The following is a 15,528-nucleotide window of genomic DNA, read 5'->3' as shown; positions in this document are numbered from 1 at the left end:
AGAAATTAGAAAGCAGAAACTAAAAACATATTTGTGAGCTTTGCCTTTTGCGAAGCTCAAACAAGATTAAATGACTTGGTGTGAATACACATCAGTAGAATTGAAGGAATAACACAATGGCTAAACTCGATGCCTACTTTGGTGAATACGGTGGTCAATACGTACCGCAGATCCTAGTGCCAGCACTAGACCAACTTGAACAAGCATTTATCGATGCACAAGCCGATCCTGAGTTCCGCAGCGAATTCATGACGCTTCTTCAAGAGTACGCTGGTCGTCCAACGGCACTAACGCTAGCACGCAACCTAACAAAAGGTACAAAAACAAAACTGTACCTAAAGCGTGAAGATCTACTTCACGGCGGTGCTCACAAGACAAACCAAGTTCTTGGTCAAGCATTGCTAGCAAAACGTATGGGTAAGCAGGAAATCATCGCTGAAACTGGCGCAGGCCAACACGGTGTGGCAACGGCTCTAGCGTGTGCTCTACTAGGTCTTAAGTGTCGTGTTTACATGGGTGCAAAAGACGTTGAACGTCAAAGCCCGAACGTGTTCCGTATGAAGCTAATGGGCGCAGAGGTTATCCCTGTTCATTCTGGCTCTTCAACGCTAAAAGATGCGTGTAACGAAGCACTACGTGACTGGTCTGCAACTTATGAAGACGCGCATTACCTATTGGGTACTGCAGCGGGTCCTCACCCATTCCCAACGATTGTTCGTGATTTCCAACGCATGATTGGTGAAGAAACGAAGAACCAAATTCTAGCTCGTGAAGGTCGCCTTCCTGATGCGGTTATCGCTTGTGTCGGCGGTGGTTCGAACGCTATCGGTATGTTTGCGGATTTCATTGAAGAAGAAACTGTTCGCCTAATCGGTGTAGAGCCGGCTGGTAAAGGTATTGATACCGACCAACACGGCGCGCCGCTTAAGCACGGTAAAACCGGTATCTTCTTCGGCATGAAAGCGCCACTGATGCAAGATGAGAACGGCCAAGTAGAAGAGTCTTACTCTGTATCTGCGGGTCTAGACTTCCCATCAGTTGGTCCTCAACACGCGCACCTAAATGCTATTGGCCGTGCTGAATACGACAACGTGACCGACGACGAAGCGCTAGAAGCGTTCCAATTGATTGCACGTAAAGAAGGTATTATCGCAGCGCTAGAGTCATCTCATGCTTTGGCTCATGCTGTTAAAATGGCTCACGATGACCCAGAGAAAGAACAGCTATTAGTGGTTAATCTATCTGGTCGTGGTGATAAAGACATCTTCTCTGTACACGACATTCTTAAAGAGAAAGGAGCATTATAATGGATCGCTATCAATCACTCTTCACTCGCTTAGCTGAAAAGAATCAGGGCGCATTTGTACCATTCGTAACGGTTGGCGATCCTAACCCTCAGCAGTCTCTTAAGATCATGGAAACACTCGTTGAAGCGGGTGCTGATGCACTTGAACTTGGTATTCCATTCTCAGATCCGCTTGCAGATGGCCCGACAATCCAAGGTGCAAACATTCGTGCGTTAGATTCAAAAGTAACGCCAGATGTGTGTTTTGATCTTATTGGTCAAATTCGTGCTAAATACCCAGATCTGCCAATCGGCCTACTGATGTACGCAAACTTGGTGTACGCACGTGGTATCGAGAACTTCTACGAGCGTTGTGCGAATGCAGGTATCGATTCAGTATTGATTGCTGATGTACCAACCAACGAGAGTGGCGAGTTTGTTGCTGCAGCTAAGAAGTTTGGTATTCACCCAATATTTATTGCTCCACCAACAGCAAGTGATGAGACGCTTCAATCGGTTTCTGAGCTAGGTGGTGGTTACACTTACCTACTTTCTCGTGCTGGCGTAACGGGTGCAGAAACCAAAGCAAACATGCCTGTGACAGCCCTACTTGACCGTTTGAACAAGTTTGATGCGCCACCAGCACTGCTTGGTTTCGGTATCTCTGCTCCTGAGCAAGTAAAAGAAGCCATCGAAGCTGGCGCTGCTGGTGCTATCTCTGGCTCTGCGGTTGTGAAAATCATTGAAAACAACGTTGAACAACCAGAAGCAATGCTTAAAGCACTTGCTGAGTTTGTTACGCCAATGAAAGCGGCAACGCAAAAATAATAAATAGGCTCCCACTAGTGCGATAATTTGCGCTGTGGGAGTTTTTCTCCGAGAACACGTCCAAACCCTCTCAATTGTTAAATTTCTGATAAAAACAACACCTCATACAAACCTGTAGCACACCTATAATACCCCACCAAAACATCACCACCATTTATAAAAATAATGACAAACCAAAAAGCAAACGTTTGCTTTAGTGTGAAAAATCATCAAATGACATTTGATTACTGCTTTTTGGTGTTCTTTCATCTCTGCTCATATTGATAAATGTAAAAGATACGTGTAAAACTTCTCGCGAAATATTAATCCAATGGTACATCGTACATTGGTGAGTAGTTCTGGGATTTTTATATTTAGTAGCACAGAGGTTATGGAAGTGTTAAAAGAAAAGAGTTTACTAAGCAACATCGGCGTTCAAGTCGTTATTGCAATGATCATCGGTACCCTAGTCGGTGCGATGATGGGTGACAGCGCAACTATGTTCGCTCCACTGGGTGCTATCTTCATCAATTTGATCAAGATGCTGGTTATCCCTCTAGTCGCGGTTGCCCTAATTTCAGGTGCTGCTGGTCTAGGCAACAGCTCATCAGCAGGTAAAGTGGGCGTGACCACTCTAGGTTACTTTGCACTAACGTCTGCACTTGCTGTAGCACTAGCGCTAGTAATGGGTGAAATATTCGAACCAGGTCGTGGTATCGATGTTTCTGGCGTTGAAGGCATGTTCTCTTCTGAATACGCTGCGAAAGGTGAACTTCCAACGTTCTGGGCAACCATCACAGGCATGATCCCGACCAACGTTTTCCAATCACTGAATGAAGCAAACATTCTGCAAATTCTAGTTTTCTGCTTATTCTTCGGTATTGCGATTTCTAAACAAGCGAAAGAGAAACGTGACCCTATCATCAATGGCGTAAACGCGATTGTTGACGCTATGGTTTGGATGATCAACAAGGTTATGATCATTGCACCACTTGGCGTATTCGGCCTAATGGCAGAAGCTGTGGGTACATTCGGTTTTGGCGCACTTATGGTTGTGTTCAAACTGTTCGTTGTTTACATCGCTGCGATTCTAATCTTCGGCTTTGTTGCTTACCCGCTAATGATTCAAATCTTCACTAAGACTTCTGCGAAGAAGTTCCTAGTGGCGATGAAGAAGCCTCAAGCGGTTGCACTATCAACAGCATCTTCAATGGCGACACTGCCAGTAACAATGGAAACGGTAGAGAAAGAACTTGGCGTTCGTAACTCTACGGCTTCATTCGTTCTGCCTCTTGGTGCGACGATCAACATGTCTGGTAACGCAATTTACTACGGCCTAGTTGCTATCTTCTTCGCACAGCTGTTCAACATCGACCTTTCTATGGGTGCTTACGTTGCTATCATCGTAACGTCTACCCTAGGTGCAGTTGGTCAAGCAGGTGTTCCTGGTCCTTCTTTCCTAGTGGTTGCAGTTCTTCTAGCGGCTGGTATCCCTATCGAAGGTCTACCTCTGTTGTTCGCTCTAGACCGTATCTTCGACATGATCCGTACTGCTCTGAACATCACTGGTGATGCAGCATGTGCAGTCATCGTTGATTCTCTAATCGAAGACGAAGCGAAAGAAGCTGAGCTACAAAAACAGCAAGCGTAATATTAAGCTTCAGTTTGATTGATAAATAAAACCGCCTTCATGAGGCGGTTTTTTTATTAGGTAATGATCGATATTGATTCGGTAAATCTTACCCTTGTCAGGCTAATTGATGAGTCCAAACGCACGAGGCAGAGCCAAACTAATTTCAGGAATAAAAGTAATGGCCAACAGTGTGACGATCAATACGGCACAAAACGGCATGATACTTCTTATAACGTTTTCAATCTTAGAGCCACTGACACTACAACCCACAAATAGCGCCGTACCAACGGGTGGCGTTGCAATGCCAATACATAAGTTGAAGATAATCATCATCGCGAAGTGAATTGGATGCATGCCTAAATGCTCAGCAATCGGCATAAAGATAGGGGTAAAGATCAATACGGCTGGCGTAAGGTCCATAAACATACCCACAATCAGTAGAATCAGGTTCATCAGAATAAAGATGATAATTGGATTGTCTGAAATAGAGAGCATCCAATCACTGATCATGGTTGGTAGACCGGTAAACGCCATTGCCCATGACATAATGGTAGAAGCACCAATCAAGAACAGCATAATGCCAGTAACCTGAACCGTTTCTCTACAAATTATCGGAAAGTGTGCCCATTTGAGGGTTCGGTAACAGAGTGACAGTATAAAAGAGTATAGAACCGCTATACATGCCCCTTCTGTTGCAGTGAATATACCACCAATAATACCGCCAATAACAACAACAATAAGCCCTAAGCTTGGTGTTGCTTGCCAAACAATATTCAGCACATCTTTCGTTGTGAAGCCGTCATTCGCACTTGTTTTGTAGCCCTTCTTTTTAGCGATGAAATAGGCGACGACCATACAACTTAAGCCCATTAGAATACCTGGGACATACCCTGCGATAAACAACGCCGCAACGGATGTTCCACCCGATACCACTGAAAATACGATCAGTGAATTACTCGGCGGTATTAATAAGCCTGCCGGGCAAGATGCAACGTTTACTGCTGTTGCTAAGTTTTTATCATAACCATCTTTTTCTAATTCTGGGCCTAAGGTTTTACCAACCGCAGCAGCTGCTGCAACGGCTGATCCTGAAACGGCGCCAAACATCATATTGGCGAAGATGTTCACGTGAAAAAGTGAGCCCGGGATCCAACCAACCAAGAGCTTTGCAAGGTTGATGAGTCGACTCGCGATGCCACCTACATTCATTATATTCCCCGCGAGGATAAAGAAAGGGATGGCTAATAAACTGAAACTATCAATACCGGTAATGATTTTTTGACCCGCAGTAATACTGGCGACTTCAAACGGTAAGATGAAATACATGATGGTTAAAGATGACATGGCAATTGCAATCGCAATCGGCATGCTTATCGCGATCATGAATAAGAATAGGCCTAGCAGCCAAACACCAATGGACAAATCCATAATATAGAGTCCTTTTAAAACTTATTTTTTGTTGGGTTCACAAAAAAGATCAAACGTATTCATGACCAAATAAATGAGGATAATAACGGCTGAAATCGGCAATATTGAATACACCGTCGACATCGGTAATTGCAGTGCTGGAGAGAGTTGTTGTGTGGTTCTTCCCATTAGGGCGATGCCACCTTGAAGCATTGCTAGAAATACAAATGCGCCAGAAATGATATTGATGAGTACATGTAATGCGATATGTGCTTTACCCTTAAGATAACCATCCAATAACGTTATTGCTAAGTGTCCTTTGATACCGAATAAGTAGCTTGCTCCTAATAAGCCAAGCCATACCATCGCATAACGAGCAAGTTCATCAGTCCAGTTACTTGGATCATTCAAAACATAACGACTAAAGACCTGCCAAGTGACAGTAACGACAAGTAACATTAGTGCAAAAGAAGAGACAAAAAGAATCAGCCTATCAAGTAGGTTTCTGAAAGTTGCTAACATGGTGTGATACCTCAAAAAATTTTGCCTTAGCAAAGCCAAGGCAAAATTATATTTTCACTAAGACTGATTAAAGAGCTTCAATTTTTTCAATGAATGGAGCTAGTTTTGGATCTTTTTTCGCCTCATCAATCATAGGTTTAACAGCTGCACGGAAAGGGGCTTTATCAACTTCAACAAACGTGACACCTTCTTTCATTCCTTTCTCTTTGTTCATGTCATCTGTTGCATCCCAGATTTTGATCTGCTCTTCAAGAGACTCAGCAGCAGCTTCTTTTAAGATCTTTTGCTCTTCTGCCGTTAATGAACCCCATTTGTATTCTGAAATGATGATCACGTCAGGTGTCATCATGTGCTGGTCCATAGAGTAAAATTTGGCAACTTCGCTGTGTTTCATTTCAACTAAGCTAGAAATATTATTTTCAGCACCGTCAATTACGCCTTGTTGCAGCGCCGTGTATACCTCATTGAAAGGTACAGGCGTTGCTTTACCACCTAATAGGTTAACCATTTCCATCATGGTTGGAGAACCCGGAACTCGAACTTTCATACCAGCGAGATCAGCCGGTGAGTTAATGGCTTTTTTAGCGTAGAAGCTACGTGTGCCTGAGTCATAGAATGTAAGACCGATGAAGCCTTTACCTTCACTTGAAAGCAACATCTCTTGTGCAGCTTCACTTCGCATGAACGTTCTCATATGTGGAACGTCACGGAATAAGAAAGGCAGTGCATTAACCTTAAACGTTGGTTCAAAAGATTCGGCTAACCCACCATTGATTTTGGCCATATCAATCGCGCCAGTAACAACTTGCTCCGCTTGGTCACGTTCAGAGCCTAATTGACCGTTTGGAAAGATCTTAATCGTAAGTTCACCATTCGATTTTTCTTTAACTTTATCAGCCATGATCACCATGCCTTGGTGAGCTGCGCTTTCTAATGACATTGCATGCCCTAACGTCAAAGTTTTTGCTTGAGCGCCAAATGCCATAAGAATTGAAGCCGCTGCAATCGTCAGTAGGTGTTTTTTCATGTTCTTCTCCAGAATCCATTTTGTAAGAGGTACAGTTTTTATATGCAACGCTATAGCTAAGTTTGAAATCTAACGTTCTATTGCACATCGCTCATAGCAGTAACGTTTCATTACAATATTCTTACCTTCATATATTTTGTATTACAATACTATGTGTATATTTTGTGAGCTAAGGTTCATCTATTTGCCAGAGAGCTGAATTGATTGTGATACCAATCATATTTGGCACCAATTAGACCATTAAGCAGTCTAACTTCGGATTTTTGGGGAATTCCGAGCGCTTTCAACTGCTTTTAGAACAGTCTATTAGCAAAAATCACGCGCAAGTTTGTGTTATTTTAAGATCTTAAAATCAGTAATTAAGCACGGACAAAGAAGGTCTCATCGATTGAAAAAGCGAGTCGTGAACGGCGATTTCTGAGGTGGTCGAGGTAAGGTTTTAGACTGAGCGTATGGAACAAGAGTGGATAAGCAGGGATAAAGACAACGGTGGGAGTCTTACTAGGACGAATTATTTGTAACAAAAATCCGAGAGCCTCACAGCCCTCGGATTTTTTTGGTGGTCTAGTTTTTAGGCGTTAGACGAATTACAAATCAGCACCATAAATATCAAACGTGAAGTACTTAGCAGCAATTTGGTCGTAAGTACCGTTTGCTCTGATCTCTTCAATCGCGGCATTGAATTGTTTCGCCAGTTTTGAATCCTGCTTTCTTAGTGCTAAAGCCGTACCTTCGCCAATGTAGGCTTTGTCGGTTACTGCTTTACCTTTGAACTCAAAGCCCTCGCCTTCTTTCTTATCTAAGAAAGCTAATGACAGTTGATCCGAGTTGCCGAAGGTTAGATCTAGACGGCCGTTTTGCAGATCCAGATAAACTTCATCTTGGCCGGTATAACGCTTAATGTTTGCCACATCGCCAAACTTGTCGGTTACGTAGCGATCGTGAATCGTACCTTGCTGAACACCGATGGTTTTACCTGCTAAGCCTGCCTGATCGACGCTGAACTCGGCGCTTTTAGCAGCAACAAACACGGCTGGAGTTTGGTAGTACTTATCAGTAAACAAGATCTTACGCTTACGCTCTTCGGTAATACGCATTGAAGCCATGATCACATCTGACTTTCTTGCCAACAAACTTGGAATTAGCGAGTCCCAGCTTTGTGAAACCCAAGTGCAATCGAGTTTAGCTTGCTCACACAAAGCATCAGCTATCTCAATATCAAACCCGACAGGCACACCGTCACTGTTTTTATAGTTGAATGGCGGATACGTAAAGTCCGACGCCAAACGGATTTCTTTCGCCTGTACCGTTGTACCAAGTAAAGCGGCCGCACAAGCGAGTCCTAGTATTATCTTTTTCATCATTGCCATCCTAGATATGATCTTTATCGAGTTGAGATTGAATTTCTTTATGTTGAGCTTGTTGAATTTGTTTGCCTTGTTGACTCTGTTCTAATTCGGTTTGGTAACGTGTTAGTGACGTTATCACTTCTAGCATGCTCTCTTGGCTACCAATACTGATTCGAACACAGTTACGCAAAGCCGGTTCATGGTTTTGGTTCCTTGTCACAATGCCGTCCTTCGCCAAGACACTGAACACTTGGTGCCCTGCTTTTTGACGCAGCAAAATGAAGTTTGTCGATGAAGGGTAAACAGACTCGATGAAATCAAACCGCGTTAGCTCACAAGCAAACCAGTTACGTAGTTCAACCAGCTTTTGCGTCGCGTCTTGCATCACTGAGACTCGTTCATCGGACAAAGCGTCTAGCACGATTTGAGATGAGCAATCTGGCATCGGATACGGTGGAATCAGCTTCGCGACATACTGCATCACATTTTGACTCGCTAAGATAAAACCACAACGAACCGCAGCCAGTCCAAATGCCTTAGACAAGGTGCGAATCACAACCAAATGTGGATAGCGTTCAATAAGACTAACGGCTGACGTTTGTGGTTCAAATTCGATATACGCTTCATCGACGACCACTAGCGACTTCCCAATCGTGCCTTCCAATACCTGAATCAAATCCGATTTAGGAATCACATTGCCCGTTGGATTGTTTGGTGAGCAAAGAAACACGATATTCGCCAGTTCTGCCTTATTCACAATATCAGCGACGTTCAGGCTAAAGTCTTCCTGCAATGGAGAGTCCAAGGTATTAATCGCCAATGCATCAGCGCAAAACTCATACATCGCATACGTTGGAGAGCAGATAAGTATGTTGTCGCACGCCGGTTTACAGAATGTTCTGATCAGCAAATCAATCGCTTCATCTGCACCACGAACAGCCACAGTCGCGGCATCGGTACTACAGTAATCTTGATAAGCCTTAGCAATATCTTGTGGTAAGAAGTCTGGGTATCGGTTGTGACTTGCTTCTCCTTGAAACAGCGAGCTTTCCAATTCATTGGCGTTTAGCCAGACACGTCCATCACCACCAATTCTTCTTGCCGATTGATAAGGTATTAATTTTTTTACAGCCTGAGGCACTAAGCTATCAATAAAAGATGTCAAGAAGCTATCCCTTTCACAAAATCACAATGTCTTCATCATTGCCTTCATATTCAAAAAATGTGACTTATACAAATATTGAATCACAAATGATGATTAAGTATTTACATTCAAACAGAACACTATTGATAAATGAATCGAAATAATCACATAATAGCCATGATAAAAAGTCATAGGTAAAGATATGAATCGCACACTTCCTTCAACCAAAACCTTGCTCGCGTTTTTGTCTACGGCAAGGCACCTCAACTTTACACGCGCGGCACATGAGCTCAATGTTACGCAAGGTGCAGTGAGTCGTCAGGTATTGTCGTTTGAAGAAAGCCTTGGCTGTGATCTCTTCTATCGCCATGCTCGCGGATTGTCTTTAACGCCGAAAGGAGAAGAACTGGTTCCCCTGATACAAGGAACGATTCATCAGCTGCAATCGGCTCTAAATCAAGTGGCTAGCTCTCCGTCTAAGATCAAACTCAACGCACCGAGCTGTATTACCTCTTGGCTACTACCTAAGTTGATGTCTTTTCAGCAAGCCTATCCTGAAATTGATGTCGAACTGACGTCGACCATCAAGCACGTCTTCGAACCAAGCTTTGATCCGTTTGACGCCGTAATTACCTATGGTAAGAAGCCAAACCAACAATCGATTATCAGCCAATTATTGTTTAACGAGCAGCTAGCGCCCGTTTGCCAAGCACAAAGCATTACACAGAGCCATCTTGTCGACGACGCATCGACCATCATCAAGCCACACAAGCTTGCCCAATACACTTGGCTACACGCCAACAATGAGCAAAGTGATTGGCGACTTTGGTTAGAGCACATAGGCAGCCACGACCTTTCAAGCAAGAACAACCAACAATTCGCAACACTCGATCAAGCTATGAACGCCGCCATTCAAGGGTTTGGCATTGCCATAGGCGACATCACGCTGGCCAAGCAAGATATTGATTTGGGTAGATTGGTGAAAGTGAGTGAAGGCAGTGTCTTCTCTGGAAATGGTTACTTCTTGCTGCAACCCAAGAATCGACAAAATACATCCTTATCTACGCTTGTTGATTGGCTCGTCGATTAGCGGCAATCATTGTTGGTAGGCCTCTTTATAAGCGGCAGGAGAGCGTCATAATGAGAATTTTTCCGTTCTCAAAATGAAACTATTTGATGTCTGTTTCGTATTGATTGTCAGAGAATAGAACGTACCTTCCTTTAACTATTTGAAAAGAAGTTCAATTCTATTTAGCCTGGAATTTATTCTGTTCCGTTGGAGAAAATGGCATTCGAGTTGCTTTGTCATAGATAACCCAACCAATATACAGCAGGTTGCACCAGTTTCACTGCAGCTTGTCACGGAGGATAGGCTATGACCTTACAAAGACATACGTATTACGGCTTGATTCACCATGGAATTAAAACCCTATTAATGGACAGAATTGGCCACTTCACAGAGCGTGAATATCACGAGTATCTCGACTTAACGACCGGTAAATCGACATGTTTTGCCATGAGTGAGCAAGAGCTCGAAAACACCTTAGACAGCTTAAAGAGCGAAGGTTACCTTGAAGATATCAAAAAGCTGATACCTCGCTATCAAACCTCGTCAATGCGATAACCTGCTTCAACTCTTTAAACACGATGAGTGGTTAGATTGAATTAATTGGCACCCAATTGTCTCGAGCTATTTAGCATCGAGACAGTTTTCGTTAGACTGTCAGCAACTCAACTAACTGGATAGTCAGTGTCTCATGAAACAAATTCTTGATTTCATTCCTCTCATTATTTTCTTTGCGCTTTATAAGATGTACGACATCTATACCGCGACCGGCGCTTTGATCGTTGCCTCTGCAGTTCAAATTATTTTGACTTATTTCATCTACAAGAAAGTCGAAAAAATGCAGGTCATCACCTTTCTAATGGTTGCCGTATTTGGTGGCATGACCATCTTCTTGCACGACGACAACTTCATTAAATGGAAAGTCACCATCGTTTACGCACTGTTTGCGATTGGCCTGACGGTCAGTCACATCATGGGCAAATCAGCGATTAAAGGTATGTTAGGCAAAGAGATCACACTGCCTGATTCGGTATGGGGCAAGATCAACTGGGCATGGACGCTGTTCTTTACCCTATGTGCCATTCTCAACGTTTACGTTGCTTTCAGCCTACCCTTGGATGTTTGGGTAAACTTCAAAGTGTTTGGCTTACTGATCGCTACTTTTGCATTTACCTTGCTAACGGGTGTCTACATCTATAAGCATCTACCAAAAGATCAGCAGAACGAGTTAACGGATAAAAATACCGACGAGAAGTAACCCTAAGGGATGAGTCCTCATCCCCTTTTTGATACAATTATTATCAATATGCTATTTAACAGTGGCCAATGATACTCGTGATCATTGGCCACTGATTGTTTGTGTTCGGTGAATACGTTAAAAATACGACCACCGCGAGCGCGGCAAACACATCTATTTAAATTTAAAACAATCAATACCATTAAGAGTACAACAATGACTATTCAATCAACTTTGAACCCGATTGGTTCTTTACTTCTTCGCACATTGGCGATGCCTTCTGATACCAATGCAGCAGGCCAGATTTTCGGTGGTTGGATAATGTCTCAGCTTGACCTTGCTGGCGGCATACTGGCGAAGGAGATCTCTAACGGCAAGATTGTCACTGTTTCAGTATCGAGTATTGAGTTCAAACAGCCGGTTTCAGTGGGTGATGTTGTGTGTGTTTATGGTGACTGCACCAAGATTGGCCGTAGCTCGATGAATATCGACCTAGAAGTGTGGGTTAAGCCTGTACTTGATCACGGCATCGGCGACCGATATAAGGTTTGTGGAGCAACGTTCAACTACGTTGCTGTCGATGAGGGTGGTAAGCCTCGCCCGATCAATAAATAGTACTTTTCACCAAGCTGCTAATGTAGACGGTCTTTAGTTTCAACGAATGAAATCGCTAAAGACCATACTTCTCTCTCGCACCATTTCACAATTTCTTATCATTAGCTCTTCCAATACCAATTAGTTCGCGTAAATTAGCAAGATAGCGAATTTAAACGCCCCCAATTCAGTGAAGTAAAATAAGGATATACCAATATGTGGTACGTGATTTTTTCTCAAGACGTCGAAAATTCATTAGAAAAGCGCCTAAGTGTTCGCCCACAACATCTAGAACGCCTGCAAACACTTCACGATGAAGGCCGACTTTTGACTGCTGGCCCAATGCCTGCGATTGATTCAGACAACCCTGGTGAAGCCGGCTTCACTGGCTCTACTGTAATTGCTGAGTTTAATTCTTTAGAGGACGCACAGGTATGGGCAGACGCAGATCCGTACATTGAGGCAGGTGTCTACCAAAATGTCATTGTAAAACCATTCAAGAAAGTATTTTAACGTGAAAAAATGGATTATTGGCTCTCTGGCTTTAGCTCTGCTCGCAGGCTGTGCTTCAAGTGAGCAAGACCAACAAAGACAGCTTGAAATGATGGCGCAACACCGTGCTGGCGTTTTATCTGCCGGCCTGCCGATTGAGTATGGCCCACTGTCAGTCATGCGTGTACTGGCAAAAAACACCGTTATCGAGATCATGATGATCTACAACCAAGACGCTAAAGGTGCTAAGCCTTTAAACCAAGTCGTAGATATGAGTGTTAACAGCTACTGCACCAACTCTGAAGTTAGAGCAAACCTTGACATGGGCTTGGCTTACAACATTAAGGTTCGCAACACTCGCGGACAACTGATGGTTGAAAAGCTAATCAGCAAAGAGACATGTCAGAGCATTAACTAGATTTGATTTCTAACGTTAAGCTAGTAACAAACAAGAAAGGCCTTGCAGATGCGAGGCCTTTCTTTTCTCAGACTTTTGTTTTTAGAACGATAACACCCTAGCTTTAATTATGCTGATGCTTCTGCCGACTCCCACTCTTTACGCAGCATTTTAGTCGCTGAAACTAAATTAGCCAGTGCCGCTTCTGTCTCTGCCCAGTTACGCGTCTTCAGCCCACAATCAGGGTTTGCCCACAAACGTTCTGCTGGGATTTTCTTTGCCGCTCTCTTAAGTAAATCAACAATCCACTCTTCTGAAGGAATGTTTGGTGAGTGGATGTCATAAACGCCAGGCCCAATCGCATTCGGGTAGTTGAACTCTTCAAACGCTTTCAGCAGTTCCATGTTCGAACGAGAAGTCTCTATGGTAATCACATCGGCGTCTAGCGCAGCGACTGAATCAATGATCTCGTTGAACTCGCTGTAACACATGTGGGTGTGAATCTGAGTTTCTGGTTTAGCACTCGCAGCTGAAATCTTAAAGGCATCCACTGCCCACTCTAAGTATTCTGCATGGTCACGCTTTTTCAATGGCAAACCTTCACGAATGGCAGGCTCATCAATTTGAATAATGTTGATACCTGCGTCTTGCAAATCAGACACCTCATCTCGCAACGCAAACGCCAGTTGATTGGTTATCTCTTTGCGTGAAATATCTTCACGTGGGAATGTCCAACACAAGATAGTAACAGGCCCAGTTAGCATGCCTTTCATCTGCTTTGAAGTCAGAGATTGAGCATAGGTCGACCATTCCACCGTCATTGGTTTTTCACGCTCGATATCCGCAACCACAATCGCAGGTTTCACGCAACGAGAGCCATAACTTTGTACCCAACCAAATTTGGTAGTTTGGAAGCCTGCTAGATTTTCAGCAAAGTACTCCACCATATCATTACGTTCAGCTTCACCATGAACCAGTACATCCAAATCAAGTGCTTCTTGTCGTTTCACCGCATCCGCAATATGACCTTTCAACGCGGTGTTGTATTCCGCTTCACTCAGTTTGCCAGTGCGGTAAGCACTACGCTGAACACGGATCTCTCCGGTTTGTGGAAATGAACCAATTGTTGTGGTTGGCAATAATGGTAAACCTAACACCTCAGACTGATGTGAAGCGCGTTCGGCATAAGGAGCACTTCGCTCGGTTAGGGTTTTGGTAATGGTGTTAATACGAGCTTGAACCTGCGGCTTATTCACATGAGTCGCGCTCTTGCGTGCAACAATCGGCTGGCTGTAGGTTTCACACGCCAAGATAGCATTGTGGTTACCGTCTAGTGCAGCACCCAATATACTCACCTCGGTCACTTTCTGTTTCGCGAAAGCAAACCAACTCTTCACTTCATCGCTGAGTGAATCTTCTAACTCAAGGTCGACTGGACTATGCAAAAGTGAACATGAACTTGCTACCCAAAGTTTGTCTCCTAGCTTCTCTTTCACTGGTTGTAGTAACTCTAGTTGAGCGGCTAAATCAGCTCGCCAAACGTTTCGTCCATTAATCACCCCTGCTGAAAGTACCCAGTGTTCAGGTAACTTACCCACTACTTCATCAAGTTGCTGTGGTGCTGCTGCTAAGTCGATATGTAGGCCATTAACTGGTAGCTCTACTATCTTATCTAAGGTATCAGTCACCGAATCAAAATAAGTAGTGAGCAGCAGTTTTACATCACCTTGAATCACTTGATACGCCAACTTGAATGAATCTGCCCATTGACTCTCAAGCTCAAGCGAAAGAATTGGTTCATCGATTTGAACCCACTCAACCCCCAACTTAGCGAGTTTTGCCAAAATTGCTTGGTAAGCGGTAAGAAGGCGCGGAAGAAGAGATAAACGATCAAAACCCTCCTCCACTTCTTTACCAAGATATAAATAAGATAACGGGCCTAACAAAACTGGCTTCACCTTATGCCCGGATTTTATCGCTTCACTCACTTCGTCAAACAGTTGTGGCCAGCTCACTTCAAAGGAATCGTCTTTGCTGAACTCAGGCACAATGTAATGGTAGTTGGTGTTGAACCACTTAGTCATATCAGAAGCCGCAGAGCTATCTTTAGTGCCGTCACTAGACGTATGCGTACCACCGCAACAAGTCGACTGAACCTGAGATTGACCACGCCCCACACGGAACAAAGTATCTAAATCTGGGAAGGATTTTTCATCTTCAGAACCACCAGTATGGCGCTTTGGTACGTGGCCTAGAAGTAAAGTCGTTGTTAATACATGGTCGTACCATGCGAAGTCACCCGCAGTTGCAAAGCTAAGATTCGCGTCAGCTTGTACATTCCAGTTACGATTTCTTAGTTCGCTACCGAGTTGCTTTAAATCTGATTGGCTAATCTCACCGCGCCAGTATTTTTCTAAAGTGAATTTGAGTTCGCGTTTTTCGCCGATACGTGGGTAGCCTAAAATATGCGTTGTCGTAGTCATGAACCTGTTCCTTATTCAATAATTTTTAGTGTTCGATCAAACTGCCTAGCTTATGGTTTAAGTTCTTTATAAGGCGTCTGGATGG

At 43.7% G+C, this 15,528-nt stretch carries 15 protein-coding genes; 9 read left to right on the top strand and 6 right to left on the bottom strand.

The genetic code is table 11. The annotated features are described in order from the left end of the window. The first annotated feature begins 116 nt into the window (after window positions 1-116). From trpB to AB6E51_RS13850, 3 genes are all read left to right on the top strand, one after another. Entirely contained in the window at window positions 117-1,307 is a 1,191-nt protein-coding gene (gene trpB, locus AB6E51_RS13860) for a tryptophan synthase subunit beta (RefSeq protein WP_017063541.1), read from the top strand. Continuing rightward, complete coding sequence (gene trpA / locus AB6E51_RS13855) at window positions 1,307-2,113, top strand: tryptophan synthase subunit alpha (RefSeq protein WP_017070760.1); 807 nt, start codon at window positions 1,307-1,309, stop codon at window positions 2,111-2,113. Before trpB ends, trpA begins: the two co-directional genes overlap by 1 nt. A gap of 310 nt (window positions 2,114-2,423) precedes the next feature. Continuing rightward, entirely contained in the window at window positions 2,424-3,743 is a 1,320-nt protein-coding gene (locus AB6E51_RS13850; protein WP_321163247.1) for a dicarboxylate/amino acid:cation symporter, read from the top strand. Window positions 3,744-3,845: 102 nt separating this feature from the next. Here the strand turns inward: AB6E51_RS13850 and AB6E51_RS13845 are convergent, their stop codons facing one another. From AB6E51_RS13845 to hisC, 5 genes are all read right to left on the bottom strand, one after another. After that, window positions 3,846-5,153: a TRAP transporter large permease gene (locus AB6E51_RS13845; protein WP_010438025.1), complete on the bottom strand. Its 1,308-nt coding sequence runs from the start codon at window positions 5,151-5,153 to the stop codon at window positions 3,846-3,848. Window positions 5,154-5,174: 21 nt separating this feature from the next. After that, window positions 5,175-5,654: a TRAP transporter small permease gene (locus AB6E51_RS13840; RefSeq protein WP_004736522.1), complete on the bottom strand. Its 480-nt coding sequence runs from the start codon at window positions 5,652-5,654 to the stop codon at window positions 5,175-5,177. Between the two features lie 67 nt (window positions 5,655-5,721). Next, window positions 5,722-6,681, bottom strand: coding sequence for a TRAP transporter substrate-binding protein (locus AB6E51_RS13835; protein ID WP_017063537.1), 960 nt, complete (start codon window positions 6,679-6,681; stop codon window positions 5,722-5,724). 587 nt (window positions 6,682-7,268) lie between these two features. Beyond that, window positions 7,269-8,042 (bottom strand): ABC transporter substrate-binding protein, encoded by a 774-nt coding sequence (locus tag AB6E51_RS13830; RefSeq protein WP_372057994.1) that lies wholly within the window; start codon window positions 8,040-8,042, stop codon window positions 7,269-7,271. Window positions 8,043-8,052: 10 nt separating this feature from the next. Continuing rightward, window positions 8,053-9,195, bottom strand: a complete 1,143-nt coding sequence (gene hisC, locus AB6E51_RS13825) for a histidinol-phosphate transaminase (protein WP_102427834.1) — start codon at window positions 9,193-9,195, stop codon at window positions 8,053-8,055. Between the two features lie 181 nt (window positions 9,196-9,376). Here hisC and AB6E51_RS13820 point away from each other — a divergent pair, with 181 nt between their 5' ends. The 6 genes from AB6E51_RS13820 to AB6E51_RS13795 all read left to right on the top strand — a co-directional run bounded on the left by AB6E51_RS13820 (window position 9,377) and on the right by AB6E51_RS13795 (window position 12,981). Next, on the top strand, window positions 9,377-10,264 hold the full coding sequence (locus AB6E51_RS13820) for a LysR substrate-binding domain-containing protein (RefSeq protein WP_017063534.1): 888 nt from the start codon (window positions 9,377-9,379) through the stop codon (window positions 10,262-10,264). A gap of 285 nt (window positions 10,265-10,549) precedes the next feature. Then, a complete protein-coding gene (locus tag AB6E51_RS13815; RefSeq protein WP_017069991.1) occupies window positions 10,550-10,798 on the top strand; it encodes a hypothetical protein in 249 nt (82 codons plus the stop codon). A gap of 133 nt (window positions 10,799-10,931) precedes the next feature. Beyond that, complete coding sequence (locus AB6E51_RS13810; protein WP_372057993.1) at window positions 10,932-11,498, top strand: septation protein A; 567 nt, start codon at window positions 10,932-10,934, stop codon at window positions 11,496-11,498. Window positions 11,499-11,693: 195 nt separating this feature from the next. Continuing rightward, entirely contained in the window at window positions 11,694-12,092 is a 399-nt protein-coding gene (yciA, locus tag AB6E51_RS13805) for an acyl-CoA thioester hydrolase YciA (RefSeq protein WP_010438001.1), read from the top strand. 195 nt (window positions 12,093-12,287) lie between these two features. Continuing rightward, a complete protein-coding gene (locus AB6E51_RS13800; protein WP_010437999.1) occupies window positions 12,288-12,584 on the top strand; it encodes a YciI family protein in 297 nt (98 codons plus the stop codon). A 1-nt stretch (window position 12,585) separates the two neighbouring features. Continuing rightward, complete coding sequence (locus AB6E51_RS13795) at window positions 12,586-12,981, top strand: GspS/AspS pilotin family protein (RefSeq protein ID WP_010437997.1); 396 nt, start codon at window positions 12,586-12,588, stop codon at window positions 12,979-12,981. Window positions 12,982-13,088: 107 nt separating this feature from the next. On the opposite strand, the gene metE is transcribed toward AB6E51_RS13795, so the two are convergent. Continuing rightward, on the bottom strand, window positions 13,089-15,443 hold the full coding sequence (gene metE, locus AB6E51_RS13790) for a 5-methyltetrahydropteroyltriglutamate--homocysteine S-methyltransferase (RefSeq protein ID WP_016789268.1): 2,355 nt from the start codon (window positions 15,441-15,443) through the stop codon (window positions 13,089-13,091). Window positions 15,444-15,528 lie beyond the last annotated feature (85 nt).

The sequence above is a fragment of the Vibrio sp. 10N.247.311.47 genome, from assembly GCF_041467535.1.
GTDB classification, from domain to species: domain Bacteria; phylum Pseudomonadota; class Gammaproteobacteria; order Enterobacterales; family Vibrionaceae; genus Vibrio; species Vibrio crassostreae_C.
Note: the sequence above shows the minus strand (reverse complement) of the source record. Positions and strands in the feature narration are given on the sequence as shown.

Bases quoted from the DNA above. Each gene is read 5' to 3' on its own strand.
- trpB (WP_017063541.1), top strand. From the start codon at position 117: ATGGCTAAACTCGATGCCTACTTTGGTGAATACGGTGGTCAATACGTA.
- trpA (WP_017070760.1), top strand. From the start codon at position 1,307: ATGGATCGCTATCAATCACTCTTCACTCGCTTAGCTGAAAAGAATCAG.
- AB6E51_RS13850 (WP_321163247.1), top strand. From the start codon at position 2,424: ATGGTACATCGTACATTGGTGAGTAGTTCTGGGATTTTTATATTTAGT.
- AB6E51_RS13845 (WP_010438025.1), bottom strand. From the start codon at position 5,153: ATGGATTTGTCCATTGGTGTTTGGCTGCTAGGCCTATTCTTATTCATG.
- AB6E51_RS13840 (WP_004736522.1), bottom strand. From the start codon at position 5,654: ATGTTAGCAACTTTCAGAAACCTACTTGATAGGCTGATTCTTTTTGTC.
- AB6E51_RS13835 (WP_017063537.1), bottom strand. From the start codon at position 6,681: ATGAAAAAACACCTACTGACGATTGCAGCGGCTTCAATTCTTATGGCA.
- AB6E51_RS13830 (WP_372057994.1), bottom strand. From the start codon at position 8,042: ATGAAAAAGATAATACTAGGACTCGCTTGTGCGGCCGCTTTACTTGGT.
- AB6E51_RS13820 (WP_017063534.1), top strand. From the start codon at position 9,377: ATGAATCGCACACTTCCTTCAACCAAAACCTTGCTCGCGTTTTTGTCT.
- AB6E51_RS13815 (WP_017069991.1), top strand. From the start codon at position 10,550: ATGACCTTACAAAGACATACGTATTACGGCTTGATTCACCATGGAATT.
- AB6E51_RS13810 (WP_372057993.1), top strand. From the start codon at position 10,932: ATGAAACAAATTCTTGATTTCATTCCTCTCATTATTTTCTTTGCGCTT.
- yciA (WP_010438001.1), top strand. From the start codon at position 11,694: ATGACTATTCAATCAACTTTGAACCCGATTGGTTCTTTACTTCTTCGC.
- AB6E51_RS13800 (WP_010437999.1), top strand. From the start codon at position 12,288: ATGTGGTACGTGATTTTTTCTCAAGACGTCGAAAATTCATTAGAAAAG.
- metE (WP_016789268.1), bottom strand. From the start codon at position 15,443: ATGACTACGACAACGCATATTTTAGGCTACCCACGTATCGGCGAAAAA.